Genomic DNA, 15,641 nt, shown 5'->3' with positions numbered 1-15,641 from the left:
GCGCGGCTTGCATCTTTCCGTTTTGCATTCCTTGCTTGAACAATAAAGAGAAAATATGTCTCAATCTTTTGATGTGGCTGTAATCGGCGCCGGTCCGGGTGGTTATGTGGCGGCAATTCGTTGTGCGCAGCTGGGCCTTAAAACTGTTTGTATCGATGAATGGAAAAACCCGCAGGACAAACCCAGCCTCGGCGGAACCTGTCTGAATGTTGGCTGCATCCCCTCGAAGGCGTTGCTGGAATCCTCGGAAAATTACGAGCGCGCCGCCCGCAAGTTCTCTGCCCATGGCATCAAAGTGGAGGGTCTGTCCGTGGACATTCCGACGATGATAGGTCGCAAGGACAAGATCGTGGCAAACTTCACCGGCGGCGTTGCCATGCTGTTGAAGAAGAACAAAGTCTCATCCCTGCATGGGCGCGCAACATTGCGCAAACGCGGCAAGGATGATGAAGCCGACCGCGAACTCTGGCAGATTGAAATCAGGAATGGAGACAAGGTGGAGACTGTGGGGGCCGAGCACGTCATCATCGCCACGGGTTCAGTGCCTCGTCAATTGGCCTCGGCCCCTGTGGACAATGAACGGATACTGGACAACGCAGGGACGCTGGCGCTGGCCGAGACGCCGAAACGGCTGGGAGTGATCGGCGGAGGCGTCATCGGCCTCGAAATGGGAAGTGTATGGCGCAGGCTGGGCGCAGAGGTCACCGTTCTCGAAGCATTGCCCGGGTTTCTGATGAGCGCGGACGAACAGGTGGCTAAGGAAGCGCGAAAAATCTTTACCCGGGAACTGGGCCTGGTTATAAATACCGGCGTCAAAATAAGCGGCATTATCCCGGGACAGGATAACATTACCGTGGAGTATTCCGATGCCGATGGAAACTCGCAAAAACTCGAGGTGGATAAACTGATTGTTGCCATCGGGCGTGTGCCTAACACTACCGGATTGGGCGCAGAAAACGTGGGATTAAAGTTGGATGAGCGGGGATATATCGAGGTGGATTCCCACTGTCGCACCAATCTGCCTGATATGTATGCCGTGGGAGATGTGGTGCGTGGTCCCATGCTGGCGCATAAAGCGTCCGAAGAAGGTGTGGCGGTGGCAGAAATGATTGCGGGACAGGCAGGACATGTGAATCTCGACACAATCCCCTGGGTTATCTATACCTCTCCGGAAATTGCCTGGGTCGGCAAGACCGAACAGGAGTTGAAAGCGACCGGCGTGGAATATAAAGCCGGACAATTCCCCTTCATGGCAAACGGACGTGCACGTGCACTGGGAGAAACCGGCGGATTTGTCAAAGTGCTCGCGGATGCAGGTACTGATCGTATTCTAGGTATCCATATGATCGGTCCCTACGTCTCCGAGCTGATCGCCGAGGCTGTGGTTGCAATGGAATTCGCAGCCAGCAGTGAAGATATCGCGCGCATCGTCCACGCGCACCCTTCCCTGTCCGAAGTCGTGCACGAGGCCGCACTGGCAGTAGATAAGCGGGCGATACATATTTAAGGAACCACTGCCCCGAAATGATGGGTAAGCTCAAGCGAATGGCAACTTCCGGAGGATTCCCTTTTACTTGTCTTTCCGTTGTCTATCCCTTGCCTATCTGCCTATCCTGCTGATCGCCTTCCAGAACTCTCTGGGCTCAGTCACTGTACCGGTGTTGTGGGACGAGCCGGCCAAAGTGCGACTCGTCTCCACAACACGAAGGTCCTGTGCCTTCATCTCGCGCTTGAGCTTATACACCATGAATGGTGACAGATTGCTGCCCGGCCCCTGTCCCTGTGTTTGCTTCCGCTCCATCTGTTCCAGGGCAACCCTCTCCTGCCACAGGTATTCCAGATCGGCAATGCGTTCCCTTGCGGGCGCCTGTTCCAGCTGAATCCGCGCCTCCACCTCACGTTCTATTTTTTTGACATGTTCGGCAGCAAGGCAGACACGCTCGGTCAGCTGCAGCACTTCCGTCTCCAATGCGGATTTGCTCGACTCGCACTCCGCGAGAAACCGGGAAGGCATCCATCTCCAATAATGCAGCCGTGTGCGAAACGGGTGGGACAGGCGCCAGTTGCATAACCGCCGGTGAGCTGTTCCTGCTTCCGTTTTGGCACGCCGCAGTCGTTCCGACAAGGATTCGAGTATCTGCCGCGCAGCCAGCACCTGATGTTCACGCTCCACCAGATCGCACACCTCCATTGGCCTCAGTTCCGCTATCAAGGCTCGCAATTCCGAGCTTGTCATATGCTCCAGCTTCTGCTTCATTTTTATGCCTGAAGTGACCATTGGATTCAATAGTATCTTCGACCTTCTTAAAAATGCATCTTGATGCTGGCCTGATAGAACTCATTGGATACATCGCCCTTGAGATCAGCGCCAGCGGCGAAGCGCAGGGCGAGGTGCATGGGTAGCGCGAACTCGACATAGGGTCCGATCCAGTTGTAGAGCGTACCGGGACTGCCTTCAATCCGGTCTACGTGAAATCGCAAGTGCTCCCAGTGAATACCGACAGAATTGATCGGGACATTTTTGAAATTGAACAGCGCTGGCTTGACACCGACGTTGACCCAGTTATGGATGAAATCCCTGGCGCGCTCATCACGAATAGCGGCATAGTAAGCAAGATACGCCTGCCCGGTAAAGAATCCGTTGTCATAGTTGAAGGTGATGCTCGGTACCACGCCTTCGGCGGCGCGAATGCCTCTGCCGACGATCCGGCTGGAAAGCAACGCGCCGTTGAGAATACCGAACTGCGGATTGATGCTCAATGTGTCATTGAAAAGGCGAAAATTCAGACCCATCCCGACTTCAGTCCACAACCCGTTACCCCCCGCGTCCACCTGCATACCGTTGGGGCCGGCAACCACCCGGCTGCGGCCGAAGTTGGGACTTGTCCAGAGCCAGCTATAGAAAGTGAAGTCGATGTTGTCGGCGACTTCATAACCCGCATCGAGTATGGTCTGGAAACCAAAGAACGAGTCCTGCTTCAAGGTCACGCCACCGTGAAACTTCTCCTTGTCGAAGCCATGATCCTTGTCAGGAGCAGCCTGCCATCCGCCTTCTGCATGCCCCTTCATATGAATCACTCTGGCTTCTTTGATCTCCTTGACTTCGGATTTCCTGGGCTCGCCCCCGGTTTGCGCAAAGGCTGGATGCGTCACGCCAGAGGACGGCGCCCTCTTCAGGTTCACACCTCCATGGTGCCCCTTGCCGCGCACATCCTGAGCTTCCTGATTCTCCAGCCGTCCTTCCAGCTCAGCGATTCTCGCCTCCAGCAGTTCCAGTTTCTTCCTGAGCTCGTCTTCTGTTTGCGCAAGTGCCAATGCGTTGGATGACATAAAGGCGGCGCCGAGAAACAGACAAAGGCTCAGATACTTCTTCCTTCCCCTTGATACAATTCTGCTATCTACTTCCGGTAGTACTGACATTTATTAGTTCGCTTTCTTGTTGTATTGACGTTGAATTTTTTACTTGTTTCCAATGAACCTCACGAAATGTGAATCTCTTGTGAACCATATGTGATGCTCTTGTGAAGCACCTGTGAAGTATACGTTATGAATATGTGAGATAAATGTTGTGGTTTTGTGAAGAAATTGTGAGCAAGTTATCTTGAGTCGAGTCTTGGCAGGTGCGCCGGCCCCTCATCCGCATCTCATCCTGTCCAGCAATTCTGGAAGTCTGGCTTGCTGACGTCATTTCCCTGACTTGCCAGGGTCATTTCCTGGAGCCTGCTGCTGAAATCCAGAGGTTGTCGTTCGTCCTTGAATTGTCGGGCAAACCGACTCGATGACTTTTGCGGTAAAATGCAGCCTTTGCGAATTCTTCATGATGAGTATCACCATCGCCCTTTCCAAGGGACGGATTTTTGACGATACCGCACCCCTGCTGAAAGCTGCGGGAATTGTCCCGCTGGATGATCCCGAAACATCACGCAAGCTGATCCTTGTCACCAATCGCGATGATGTGCGACTGATCATCGTGCGTGCTTCGGATGTACCGACCTATGTGCAGTATGGAGCGGCGGACATGGGCATTGCAGGAAAGGATGTGCTGCTGGAGCATGGCGGCGCGGGCCTTTACCAGCCTCTCGATTTGAACATCGCACGCTGTCGCATGATGGTGGCTGTACGCAGCGATTTTGACTATGAGTCCGCAGTCCGGCGGGGTGCGCGGGTACGAGTGGCGACGAAATATCTACAGACGGCGCGTGAACACTTCGCGGAAAAAGGGATGCACGTCGATCTCATCAAGCTCTATGGGTCAATGGAGCTTGCTCCCCTGGTAGGGTTAGCGGATGCAATCGTGGATCTGGTTTCCAGCGGTAATACGCTTAAGGCGAATAATCTCAAGGCTGTCGAAGAAATAATGCCGATCTCATCCCGGCTGATCATCAATCAGGCAGCGTTGAAATTGAAACGCCAGGCAATACAGCCGATGCTGGAAGCCTTCTCGGCTGCAATTACCCCCCTTACACCTCTATCCCCTTACCCCCTTGGGGCAGCAACCTGAGCGGCGCTGAACTACAACTGCAACCATCCCTTTATCCCTTATCCCTTTCCCCTACCCTTCATGATTTCGATAAAGAGACTGTCTTCTGCCGCTACCGAGTTCGACAGGGCGCTGTCGGAGTTGCTTGCGTTTGAAAACGCCCAGGATGCAAAGCTGGAGGCCGCTGTCGCACACATCCTTGCGAAGATCAGGATGCAGGGAGATAAAGCCTTGCTGGAATACACACTCCGTTTCGATCGCCTGGATGCAAAATCGGCGGCAGATCTGGAGTTGCCCCGAAAGCGCCTGCAGCAAGCTCTCCATAACCTGCCTGCCGAGCAACGTAACGCCCTGGAACAGGCCGCGGAACGGGTCCGCGTCTATCATGAGAAACAGTTGACGCAATCCTGGAGCTACGTGGAGCCTGACGGGACGCAACTTGGGCAGAAAATCACCCCTCTCGATCGTGCCGGCTTATATGTTCCCGGCGGCAAGGCATCCTATCCTTCGTCAGTACTGATGAATGCAATTCCCGCCAAGGTGGCAGGAGTGGGCGAACTCATCATGGTGACCCCCACTCCAGGGGGCGAAACAAATGACCTGGTGCTCGCTGCTGCAGCCATTTGCGAGGTTGACCAGATTTTCACCATAGGGGGCGCCCAGGCCGTGGGCGCACTGGCATATGGCACCCACACCGTGCCCCGCGTGGACAAGATCGTCGGCCCGGGAAACGCTTATGTGGCAACAGCCAAGCGGCATGTTTTCGGTGTGGTAGGCATCGATATGCTCGCGGGACCTTCCGAAATTCTGGTCATCTCCGATGGTAAAACAAATCCGGACTGGATTGCCATGGACATGTTTTCCCAGGCAGAGCATGACGAGTTGGCCCAGGCGATCCTGCTGTCATCTGATCTCCATTTTATCGAAGCAGTCGCTGCCAGTATCGCCCGGCAACTGGGAGCGATGCCGCGCAAGGAGATAATCCGGACTTCGCTCGAAAACCGGGGTGCCTTGATCCAGGTGCGTGATCTGGACGAAGCCTGTGAGATCGCCAACCGCATCGCGCCCGAACATCTGGAGCTGTCAGTAGAACAACCGGAAAAGTGGGTGGAAAAAATAAGACATGCGGGCGCGATTTTTCTGGGACGCCATACTTCGGAAGCGCTGGGAGATTATTGCGCAGGTCCCAATCATGTGCTGCCCACTTCCCGGACCGCACGCTTTTCGTCGCCCCTGGGAGTATACGATTTTCAGAAACGCACCAGCATTATTCAAGTGTCGGAGCAGGGATCCGCGAAACTGGGTGCAATTGCCTCCGTGCTGGCGCATGGCGAAGGGCTGCAGGCCCACGCAATGTCAGCGGAATATCGTTATACAAAAAAATAGCCCTTGAGAAAAATTGAGAACCTCTCCCGGATTCCTCACGTATTCAACGCTCTATGGCCGGTCCGGCTCAAGGCTGAGAGCTCAAGGCTCAAGGAACTTTCGACATCCCGCCCCGCAGCGGTGATGAATAAACCTGAGGTAATTAACTCGGCTCTGAGGTAGAATTGGCTGTTATGCCTTTTTCCCCCGATCAGATCATTCGCCCCGAAATTCTCGCGCTTTCCGCTTACCACGTGCCCCCCGCGCGCGGAATGATAAAGCTGGATGCGATGGAAAACCCTTACACGCTTCCCCCGGAATTGCGCGATGAAATCGCGAGGCTTGCAGGTGATACGTCGGTCAACCGCTACCCCGACCCCGATGCAGCAGCGCTCAAGGCGGCGTTACGCGAGGCCCTGGGCATCCCGGACGGGATGGATATCATGCTCGGCAACGGTTCGGATGAGATCATCCAAATTATTGCTTTAGCATGTGGAAAGCCCGGTGCGGTATTGTTGAGCGTGGAGCCTGCATTCGTCATGTTTCGCATGATTGCCACTTTTGCTTCGATGAATTATGTGGGTGTCCCATTACACCCCGATTTCTCACTCGATACGGAGGCAATGCTTGCCGCAATTGCCCGGTACCAGCCTGCGGTCATCTTTATCGCCTATCCCAATAACCCTACTGGCAACCTGTTTGACGCCATTGAAATCTCACGTATTATTGACGCTGCGCCCGGTATGGTGGTCATCGATGAGGCTTACCATGCCTTCGCCGATGCGAGCTTCATGGACAAGCTCGCGCACCATCCCAATCTGTTGCTGATGCGCACACTTTCGAAGCTGGGGCTGGCTGGCTTGAGGCTGGGCTTGCTGGCGGGAAAACCGGAATGGCTGAGGCAACTGGAAAAATTGCGGTTGCCGTATAATGTGGGAATTGTTACTCAACGGATTGCAGAGAAATTACTGCAGCACCGGGATGTTCTGCTGCAACAGGCGGCAGCCATCAAGGTTGAACGTTCATCGATGAGCAGGCGCCTGTCGGAATTGGAAGGTATCGAGGTTTTTCCGACGGATGCGAATTTCATCCTGTTTCGCCTGAACCAGGATCATAAAGCAGGCCAGGTGTTTCAGGAACTCAAACAACGTGGCATATTGGTCAAGAATCTGGACGGCGCTCATCCATTGCTCAAAAACTGCTTGCGGGTGACCGTGGGCATGCCCGATGAAAACACGCAATTTCTGGCAGTCCTGCAAACTTTACTCGTGAAGATTGAAGCAAAAGCCTGACGCCCCCATTCCGATTCTCTTATTGCAGTTTTATTCGATTTATTTCACCTGAGTCCTCGCATGCGTCACGCCCGGGTCAACCGTAATACGCTGGAAACCCGCATCAACCTCACAGTCAATCTGGATGGAAGCGGAAAGGCAGTACTGGCTACAGGAGTGCCGTTTCTCGATCATATGCTGGATCAGGTGGCGCGTCATGGAATGATCGATCTCGAGGTTTCAGCCGAGGGAGATTTGCATATCGACGCTCATCACACGGTGGAAGATATCGGCATCACCTTTGGACAGGCATTCGCGCAAGCCGTTGGGACCAAGAGCGGCTTGCGCCGCTACGGTCATTCCTACGTGCCACTGGACGAAGCCCTCTCCCGGGTAGTGATCGATCTCTCCGGGCGCCCCGGAATGGAGTTCAATGTCGAGTTTGTGCGTGCGCGTATCGGTGAATTTGATGTCGACCTCATCAGCGAATTTTTCCGGGGTTTTGTCAACCACGCCATGGTTACCCTGCATATCGACAACTTATCCGGCGCAAATGCGCATCACCAGGCAGAAACCATATTCAAAGCGTTCGGACGCGCGCTGCGTATGGCAGTGGAAGCGGATCCGCGGGCAGCGGGTGCGATACCCTCCACCAAAGGCACTCTGTAATTTCCCACATTCATAGATGCGGTATGACTGATATTGCAATTGTTGACTACGGCATGGGGAATCTGCGTTCCGTAGCCAAAGCACTCGAACATGTCGCCCCCGAGGCTGTCATCGCTGTTACCAATAACCCTGAAGTAGTGCGGAAGGCGGAGCGCGTGATCGTTCCCGGACAGGGCGCCATGCCGGACTGCCTGCATGAACTGGACCGGCGCGGATTGCGCGAAGCCGTGCGGGATGCGGCCACCAACAAACCATTCCTGGGTATCTGCATCGGTCTGCAAATGCTGTTCGACTGCAGCGAAGAGGGCAATGTATCCGGTCTCGGCATCGTACCAGGAAGGGTGAAGCGTTTTCCCGCAAGCGCAATGAAAGATGAAAAAGGACAGAAGCTCAAGGTGCCGCACATGGGTTGGAACCAGGTCCATCAGACGGTTGAGCATTCCCTCTGGAAAAACATTGCCAATGATTCGCGCTTTTATTTCGTGCACAGCTACTATGTCGAAACCGCTGACGCCGATTCGGCGGGCTACAGTGCTTATCCCTTTCCTTTTACTTGTGCGGTGGCGAAAGATAACATTTTTGCCGTTCAATTCCACCCTGAAAAGAGCCATGCGGCCGGCCTGACGCTCCTCGATAACTTTGTCCGATGGAAACCCGTTTGAGAAACGTTAGAAGGTTCGCGCCGCTACGAATTCTGAAACTCAATTCATTTTTATCCTGATTCAAAATGCTTATCATTCCCGCTATAGATTTGAAAGACGGTCACTGTGTACGCCTGAAACAGGGTGTGATGGAAAACGCCACCGTATTTTCTGAAGATCCCGCCGCCATGGCCAGGCATTGGCTGGATCAGGGCGCCAGAAGACTGCATCTTGTGGATCTGAATGGCGCGTTTGCGGGCAAACCGAAGAACGAGCCGGCAATCCGCGACATTGTAGACGCTATTGGGGACGAGATTCCGACCCAGCTCGGCGGCGGCATACGCGATCTGGAGACCATCGAACGTTACCTCGATGACGGCATTACCTACATCATCATCGGAACGGCGGCAGTAAAAACGCCGGGGTTCCTGCACGATGCGTGCAATGCTTTTCCCGGCCATATCATGGTCGGGCTGGATGCAAAGGATGGCAAGGTGGCAGTCAATGGCTGGTCCAAGGTGACGGGGCATGACGTGGTGGATCTTGCGAAAAAATTCGAAGACTATGGTGTGGAGGCAATCATCTATACCGATATCGGGCGCGACGGCATGTTGAGTGGTGTCAATGTGAAGGCGACCATGGAGCTGGCCAGGGCGCTGACGATTCCCGTCATTGCCAGTGGCGGCGTGAGCAGTCTTGATGACGTCAAGGCGCTATGCGAGATCGAACCGGAAGGTATTGCAGGTGCAATAACAGGACGCGCGATTTACGAAGGGGCACTCGACTTCAAGGCAGCCCAGGAGCTGGCGGATGAGTTAAGCACCCAATCAAGCCCCAGGGATACAACAGTACTCTTTTGATGAAACACCCTATCTCATCCAGTCATACAAACTGGAGCAATTCCTGTTTCGGATCATTCTTTTTTCTACACGACAACTCCTTCAAAGAAAAGCTCGACTCTTGCGGATACCTCTACAAATTCGACCTCTTCAACCTTCTTGCAAGTCCGAAGCGCAAGGAGGGACAAAAGCAGCTAATCCGCGTAGCGGAGGTTTACAAACTTTGCGGTTTTTAGCGATATCCAGAGGTGTCTATGGGCCTTGCCAAGCGTATCATTCCCTGTCTTGACGTTACAAACGGACGTGTTGTCAAGGGAGTCAAATTTGTCTCGCTTCGAGATGCGGGAGATCCCATCGAAATAGCGCGCCGCTATGATGACCAGGGAGCGGATGAGCTGACCTTTCTCGATATTACCGCGAGTTCCGATGACCGTGATCTGATTCTCCATATCATCGAAGAAGTGGCGGCCCAGGTATTCATTCCGTTGACGGTGGGCGGCGGTGTTCGCAAGGTGGAAGATGTACGCCGTCTCCTGAATGCGGGGGCTGATAAGGTAAGCATCAACACTTCGGCCATACAAAACCCCCAACTGGTGGCTGACTCCGCGGGCCGTTATGGCTCTCAATGTATCGTCGTGGCGATAGACGCCAAGCGTGCGGGACAAGGATGGGAAGTGTTCACGCACGGGGGACGCCGGCCTACCGGGCTGGATGCAATCGAATGGGCCAGGAAAATGCAATCCTTGGGCGCTGGAGAAATATTACTGACCAGTATGGACAGAGACGGTACGCGGGACGGGTTCGACCTGGCGCTGACCCGTGCGGTGTCTGACGCGGTGGATGTACCGGTGATTGCAAGTGGCGGTGTAGGGAATCTGCAGCATCTGGTTGAGGGAATCGAGGAAGGTCATGCCGATGCCGTGCTGGCTGCAAGCATTTTCCACTACGGCGAATATACCGTTCGCCAGGCAAAGGAATATATGTCACAACATGGTATTGAAGTACGACTATAGTAACAGGATCAATCAAACTCCGGCATATTCATGTCTGACACATGGCTCAACAAGGTGAACTGGTCTGCGGATGGCTTAGTGCCGGTCGTGACACAGGATGCAACCAGCAATAAGGTATTGATGGTGGCCTGGATGAATCCCGAGGCATTGAGACTTACCGTGCAAACAGGGGAAGCCCATTACTGGTCACGTTCGCGCAAAAAACTCTGGCATAAGGGTGAAGAATCCGGGCACGTGCAGAAGGTAAAAGAAATCCGGCTGGATTGTGATGAGGACGTCCTGCTGCTGGTGGTGGAACAAGTCGGAGGGGTTGCTTGTCATACCGGCAGACATCATTGCTTTTTCAACAAACTGGAACAGGGCCAGTGGCTGGTGACCGAACCCGTCATCAAGAATCCCGAAGAGATCTACGGGCAGCGATGACCGATCCCGATATTCTTTTTCGCCTTGCCGAGACCATAGAGGCACGTAAACAGTCCGATCCCCATGCTTCTTATGTGGCAAAGCTGCTGCATGAGGGGCAGGACAAGATTCTGAAAAAGGTTGCGGAAGAATCAGCGGAGGTTCTGCTGGCATCGAAAGATGGCGATAGCGCGCACGTAGTGTGCGAGACGGCGGACCTCTGGTTTCATTGTCTGGTGTTACTGGCTCATCATAATCTGAAGCTGGAGGATGTGCTGGATGAGTTACGCCGGCGGGAAGGAGTTTCGGGGATTGATGAAAAAGCTGCCCGCAAAGCAGGCGGGATAACGGGCCAGGCAGGATAATCAGGGCAAGCGACCAGGACAAGGGAATGGACAGTTGTATTTTTTGCAGGATCGTGCGGGGAGAAATTCCGAGCGAAAAAGTGTATGAGGATCCTCGCGTTTATGCATTCCATGATATCCATCCGGCGGCGCCGGTACATTTCATGCTGATACCCAAACTGCACCTCAACTCGCTCGCCGAGGTGGAAGATGCTCATAGCGCTTTGCTCGGTGAGATGATGGTGCTGGTGCCCAGGCTGGCAAGGGAACAAGGTTGTACGGATGGTTTTCGTACGATAATCAATACCGGACGAGTAGGCGGCCAGGAGGTAAATCACCTGCACATCCACATTATTGGTGGCATGGAACGCCTGCCGGGGATGATTGCTCGCGGGAAGTAAAGGGTAATGAGCAAAGGATAAGGAATAAAGGAGGAATAATGGGATCATTCAGCATCTGGCATTGGCTGATCGTTCTGCTGATCGTTGTTCTGGTATTCGGTACCAAAAAACTCCGTAATCTGGGAAGCGATCTGGGCGGTGCGGTGAAGGGCTTTCGCGAAGGTGTAAAAAGCGCAGATGAAGAGGAGATATCTGCCCATAATCACACCGAGGCGCGGATTATCGATGCCGATATCAAAGATAAGGCTCGGCCGAAATCCTGAGTGCCGGCTAGCCGCACCAGGTCGATAACGGCTTGCGAGTCTAAGAGTGGGCCAGCGTTATTCGACTGTTTCGACTCCGCCGCATTCTTGTAAAAAATGTTCGATATCAGTTTCTCGGAAATTCTGGTCATCGCGGCAGTCGCACTGATCGTGATAGGTCCGGAACGGCTCCCCAAAGTGGCGCGTACCCTGGGACATCTGTTCGGGCGGGCGCAGCGCTATGTCAACGATGTCAAGAGCGATATTCAGCGTGAAATTGAGCTGGACGAATTGAAAAAATGGAAAGCTTCAGTGGAGGAAACGGGCCGTTCAATCGAAAATTCGGTGCATGCCGAGCTGGATAAGTTTCGGGAAACAGTAGAAGCAGGCGCTGAGGCTTCCGCTATGCCTCCCCCTGCTACAGCCCCTTCTGCGGCAGAACCTTCCCCCCCACAAAACTCCTCTCCGACTCCAGTCGAACCTGCGCCGCGGCCGGCTCAATCAACGACTAATTCCAACGCACGCGGAACAGATGGAAATCGCGAGCGCGAAACTGCTGAGTAATCCCGCCTCCCGAAGGACTTGCTCAGGAGTCGATTGAACGAATGCTTGTACCTCATCCCCGCTGTACTTCATCATCGACAGTGGGTATAAGTGTATTGGTCTAACCTTTCCTGCTCACCTTCCACCAAATGAGTGCCGACGAAACATTTATCTCGCATCTGGTCGAGCTTCGAGCCAGGCTGCTGCGGGCGTGTGCAGGTATTCTGCTCGGCTTTTTGCCCTGTGCCTACTATGCCCGTGAGCTTTATTCGTTATTAGCGCAGCCTTTGCTCGAAAAACTTCCCCAGGGGGGGCAGATGATCGCGACGGAAGTGGTTACGCCATTCTTTATACCCATGAAAGTAGCCATGATGGCTGCTTTTATCATTACCCTGCCCCATACCCTCTACCAGATATGGGCATTCGTCGCTCCCGGATTGTATTCCCACGAAAAGCGCCTGGTACTGCCGCTGGTGCTGGTGAGCAGCATTCTGTTCAGCTGCGGCATGGCTTTTGCCTATTTTGCCGTCCTTCCCCTGGTGTTCGAATTCATTACGCATTTTGCCCCGGAAGGCGTGGCAGTGATGACCGACATCAGCAAATACCTCGATTTTGTGCTGACCATGTTCATCGCCTTCGGCATCACATTCGAGGTACCCATATTCGTTGTGATACTGGTTCGGATAGGCCTTGTTACCATTGAAAAGCTGAAGGCGGTGCGCCGCTATGTTCTTGTCGGCGCTTTTGTCGTCGGCGCGATATTTACGCCGCCGGATATCGTTTCCCAATTCATGCTGGCAGTGCCGCTCTACCTGCTGTATGAACTTGGGATATTGGCCGCAGGAATCATCGGACGTTCGGAAACCCTGGCCGTTTATCAGGCTGCGAGCGGTGCCGGTACGAATTCCCCTTCTGAGCAGACCGAAACAGGGGAGACAAAAAGGAACTGAGTTACTGTCTGAGGAAAAACAGTGCGTTTTCGTTCGGATAATTTCCAATCTCACGCCATAGTCACTGCGCTATCCTCTACAACCATTTTTATTCCAGCTCCTCGGGCTCCTGAAACTGCTCCTGAGGCTGAGGCTTTGGACGTTTTCCAACCTTGATCTCGATTGCCTTCTTGTTCTGGTTACGCATGACTGTAACGGTCGCCATGTTTCCGGGAGGTAATGCCGCTACCAGATTGAGCATACCGGACGAATCGGTTACCTCTTTCCCCCCCACTCCTACAATAATATCACCCGGCTTCACTCCGGCGCGGTCTGCGGGCCCTCCCTTGAGTACGCCGGCAATCAGCGCTCCGCTGGTAGTCGGGCGCTTGAACGACTCCGCAAGTTCCGGCGTCATATCCTGCACTTCCACGCCGATCCAGCCACGGATCACGCCCCCTGTCCGGATGATCTGCTCCATGATCTGCTTGGCCACACCTGCTGTAATGGCAAAGCCTATCCCAAGTGATCCTCCCGTTCGGGAGACTATCGCGGTGTTGATGCCGATCAGGTTACCCGATGCATCCACCAGTGCCCCTCCGGAATTCCCCGGATTGATGGCGGCATCGGTCTGAATGAAATTTTCAAAGGTGTTGATACCAAGGTGAGTGCGTCCGAGGGCGCTGATAATACCCATCGTTACCGTCTGGCCCACGCCGAAAGGATTACCGATCGCAAGGACAATGTCGCCTACCAGCGCATTGTCGGAGTATCCGAAAGTTATGGCTGGAAGTCCTTCCATATCTACTCTTACCACTGCAAGATCGGTTTCGGGATCGGAGCCGATTACCCGTGCTTTCGTTTTTCTGCCGTCCGCCAGTGCAATCTCGATTTCATCCGCCGCTTCAATGACATGATGGTTCGTAAGGATATATCCCTGCGAACTCACGATTACTCCGGACCCCAAGCTGGCCGCACGCCGGCTTTGGGGTGACTCGAAACGATCTCCGAAGAAACGCCGGAAGAAAGGATCCTCCATCAAGGGGTGGGGTGCAGCCTTGATTTCCTTGGTGGTGAATACGTTCACCACCGAGGGCATGGCCTTTTTCGCCGCGCTACTGAAGCTCCCAGGGGCAGGCTCGACCGCTGCCCTGCCTGACTTGTCAGCCGGAGCTTCCTTTATGGTTACGACAGCGCCATCGCCGGATTGCCAGGGCAATAGATCCGGGCGTAAAGTCGAAACGACAAACAGGGCTGCCAGAACTATCGTGGTAGCTTGCGCGAAAACTAGCCAGAGCTTGTGCATAGGTTGAGAGATGTGGAATCAGGGATAAAATAACAGCATTGATTTTAAATCATAGACGAATGCGACTGGATGAGCAGCGATGCAAGTGAATGACCTCGAAGCCTATTTGAACCGATTACTCGATACTGCAAAATTTCATGATTATTGCCCAAACGGGCTGCAAGTGGAAGGGCGACGCGAAGTGCGGCAACTGGTAAGCGGCGTAACAGCGTCGCTCGATTTTCTCAAAGCTGCCATCGCGGCTCGGGCGGATGCGGTCCTGGTGCATCACGGATATTTCTGGCGCGGTGAGAATCCCTGCCTGACCGGAATGAAGCGGCGCCGCATTGCGCTGCTGCTGGCGCACGACATCAGCCTGCTCTCCTATCATCTGCCGCTGGATGCTCATCCCGAACTGGGCAACAACGTGCAGCTGTCGCACAAACTGGGTCTACGCGAAACCGGTCGTTTCGGGGATCAAGGTATCGGCATGTTTGGAATCTTGCCATCGAACGTATCGAACCTGAAAGAATTACGAGTAAGTGTGGAACAAGCGCTCTCCCGTACACCGCTGGTGATCGGCGATGATGCACGCCTGGTAAAACGGGTGGCGTGGTGCACCGGCGCCGCTCAGGATTATTTTGGTGATGCCATCGATCTCGGCGCAGACGTGTTTATCACCGGGGAAATTTCCGAGCGAACCGTACATCTTGCGCGCGAATCGGGCGTTGCTTTTATTTCAGCCGGGCATCACGCCACCGAGCGATATGGTGTGCAAGCCCTGGGAGAGCACATTTCTGAAAAATTCGGCATCAGCCACCAGTATATCGATATCGACAACCCCGTATGAGGTGGTGTGAAAAAACAAAGCGGCGAAGGTTGCTGAAGGCTTTGTGACTTTGTGGTTGAATACTCGCCTCACAAAACGGTTCTCAGTGGCACCAGAAAGACTCTCCCTACTGGTGCTACCGATTTATATAAACCAGCGATACAGTATGACCACAATAATTTTAAAGTCGCTAGGGGTATTCCGGCCTGAAATCCGTCTGTTTCAAAGGGTTTGACGTATTTCCAAGCAGCAGGCAGGAATTGCAGGTCCAGACACAACAACATCATTACGGAGTAAAGGAGAGAAGCAGATGTTAATGAAGCCTTGGCTGAGGCTGGTTACGCTTGCGTGTGGGGTGCTGTTTGCGGGCGCCACGTGGGCCAACTTT

18 protein-coding genes are annotated in these 15,641 nt (G+C 53.9%); 15 read left to right on the top strand and 3 right to left on the bottom strand.

Annotation, left to right across the window (positions count from 1 at the left end; genetic code table 11):
- Nucleotides 1-55: 55 nt before the first annotated feature.
- Nucleotides 56-1,507, top strand: a complete 1,452-nt coding sequence (lpdA, locus tag AC52W5_RS08285) for a dihydrolipoyl dehydrogenase (RefSeq protein WP_495670661.1) — start codon at nt 56-58, stop codon at nt 1,505-1,507.
- Nucleotides 1,508-1,600: 93 nt separating this feature from the next.
- Here the strand turns inward: lpdA and AC52W5_RS08280 are convergent, their stop codons facing one another.
- Both AC52W5_RS08280 and AC52W5_RS08275 read right to left on the bottom strand, forming a co-directional pair.
- Nucleotides 1,601-2,257, bottom strand: a complete 657-nt coding sequence (locus AC52W5_RS08280; protein ID WP_495670660.1) for a hypothetical protein — start codon at nt 2,255-2,257, stop codon at nt 1,601-1,603.
- Nucleotides 2,258-2,304: 47 nt separating this feature from the next.
- Complete coding sequence (locus AC52W5_RS08275; protein WP_495670659.1) at nt 2,305-3,330, bottom strand: DUF6733 family protein; 1,026 nt, start codon at nt 3,328-3,330, stop codon at nt 2,305-2,307.
- 487 nt (nt 3,331-3,817) lie between these two features.
- Here AC52W5_RS08275 and hisG point away from each other — a divergent pair, with 487 nt between their 5' ends.
- The 13 genes from hisG to tatC all read left to right on the top strand — a co-directional run bounded on the left by hisG (nt 3,818) and on the right by tatC (nt 13,160).
- A complete protein-coding gene (hisG, locus tag AC52W5_RS08270) occupies nt 3,818-4,501 on the top strand; it encodes an ATP phosphoribosyltransferase (RefSeq protein ID WP_495670658.1) in 684 nt (227 codons plus the stop codon).
- A 60-nt stretch (nt 4,502-4,561) separates the two neighbouring features.
- On the top strand, nt 4,562-5,866 hold the full coding sequence (gene hisD / locus AC52W5_RS08265) for a histidinol dehydrogenase (protein WP_495670657.1): 1,305 nt from the start codon (nt 4,562-4,564) through the stop codon (nt 5,864-5,866).
- Nucleotides 5,867-6,039: 173 nt separating this feature from the next.
- Complete coding sequence (gene hisC, locus AC52W5_RS08260; RefSeq protein ID WP_495670656.1) at nt 6,040-7,137, top strand: histidinol-phosphate transaminase; 1,098 nt, start codon at nt 6,040-6,042, stop codon at nt 7,135-7,137.
- A 60-nt stretch (nt 7,138-7,197) separates the two neighbouring features.
- Nucleotides 7,198-7,785 (top strand): imidazoleglycerol-phosphate dehydratase HisB, encoded by a 588-nt coding sequence (hisB, locus tag AC52W5_RS08255; protein WP_495670655.1) that lies wholly within the window; start codon nt 7,198-7,200, stop codon nt 7,783-7,785.
- 23 nt (nt 7,786-7,808) lie between these two features.
- A complete protein-coding gene (hisH, locus tag AC52W5_RS08250) occupies nt 7,809-8,447 on the top strand; it encodes an imidazole glycerol phosphate synthase subunit HisH (RefSeq protein ID WP_495670654.1) in 639 nt (212 codons plus the stop codon).
- A gap of 65 nt (nt 8,448-8,512) precedes the next feature.
- A complete protein-coding gene (hisA, locus tag AC52W5_RS08245; RefSeq protein ID WP_074973642.1) occupies nt 8,513-9,286 on the top strand; it encodes a 1-(5-phosphoribosyl)-5-[(5-phosphoribosylamino)methylideneamino]imidazole-4-carboxamide isomerase in 774 nt (257 codons plus the stop codon).
- Between the two features lie 233 nt (nt 9,287-9,519).
- Nucleotides 9,520-10,278 carry an imidazole glycerol phosphate synthase subunit HisF gene (hisF, locus tag AC52W5_RS08240; RefSeq protein WP_112893118.1) on the top strand — a complete coding sequence of 253 codons (759 nt, stop codon included), beginning with the start codon at nt 9,520-9,522 and terminating at the stop codon, nt 10,276-10,278.
- A gap of 30 nt (nt 10,279-10,308) precedes the next feature.
- Nucleotides 10,309-10,701: a phosphoribosyl-AMP cyclohydrolase gene (gene hisI, locus AC52W5_RS08235; RefSeq protein WP_074973648.1), complete on the top strand. Its 393-nt coding sequence runs from the start codon at nt 10,309-10,311 to the stop codon at nt 10,699-10,701.
- Entirely contained in the window at nt 10,698-11,045 is a 348-nt protein-coding gene (locus AC52W5_RS08230) for a phosphoribosyl-ATP diphosphatase (RefSeq protein ID WP_495670653.1), read from the top strand. The genes hisI and AC52W5_RS08230 overlap by 4 nt, the downstream gene beginning before the upstream one ends.
- A 26-nt stretch (nt 11,046-11,071) precedes the next feature.
- The gene (locus tag AC52W5_RS08225; RefSeq protein WP_074973652.1) at nt 11,072-11,425 is read left to right on the top strand and encodes a histidine triad nucleotide-binding protein; all 354 of its coding nucleotides are present in this window, start codon (nt 11,072-11,074) and stop codon (nt 11,423-11,425) included.
- A gap of 38 nt (nt 11,426-11,463) precedes the next feature.
- A complete protein-coding gene (tatA, locus tag AC52W5_RS08220) occupies nt 11,464-11,688 on the top strand; it encodes a Sec-independent protein translocase subunit TatA (protein ID WP_495670652.1) in 225 nt (74 codons plus the stop codon).
- 96 nt (nt 11,689-11,784) lie between these two features.
- Nucleotides 11,785-12,231: a Sec-independent protein translocase protein TatB gene (gene tatB, locus AC52W5_RS08215; protein WP_495670651.1), complete on the top strand. Its 447-nt coding sequence runs from the start codon at nt 11,785-11,787 to the stop codon at nt 12,229-12,231.
- 128 nt (nt 12,232-12,359) lie between these two features.
- Nucleotides 12,360-13,160, top strand: a complete 801-nt coding sequence (gene tatC, locus AC52W5_RS08210) for a twin-arginine translocase subunit TatC (RefSeq protein WP_495670650.1) — start codon at nt 12,360-12,362, stop codon at nt 13,158-13,160.
- An 88-nt stretch (nt 13,161-13,248) separates the two neighbouring features.
- Here the strand turns inward: tatC and AC52W5_RS08205 are convergent, their stop codons facing one another.
- On the bottom strand, nt 13,249-14,445 hold the full coding sequence (locus tag AC52W5_RS08205; RefSeq protein ID WP_495670649.1) for a S1C family serine protease: 1,197 nt from the start codon (nt 14,443-14,445) through the stop codon (nt 13,249-13,251).
- A gap of 79 nt (nt 14,446-14,524) precedes the next feature.
- Here AC52W5_RS08205 and AC52W5_RS08200 point away from each other — a divergent pair, with 79 nt between their 5' ends.
- Nucleotides 14,525-15,274 carry a Nif3-like dinuclear metal center hexameric protein gene (locus AC52W5_RS08200; RefSeq protein WP_074973662.1) on the top strand — a complete coding sequence of 250 codons (750 nt, stop codon included), beginning with the start codon at nt 14,525-14,527 and terminating at the stop codon, nt 15,272-15,274.
- Nucleotides 15,275-15,641: the final 367 nt, after the last annotated feature.

Source organism: Nitrosospira sp. CT (assembly GCF_059489795.1).
The sequence above is the reverse complement of the archived record's forward strand: the minus strand, read 5'-3'. Positions and strand labels throughout refer to the sequence as shown.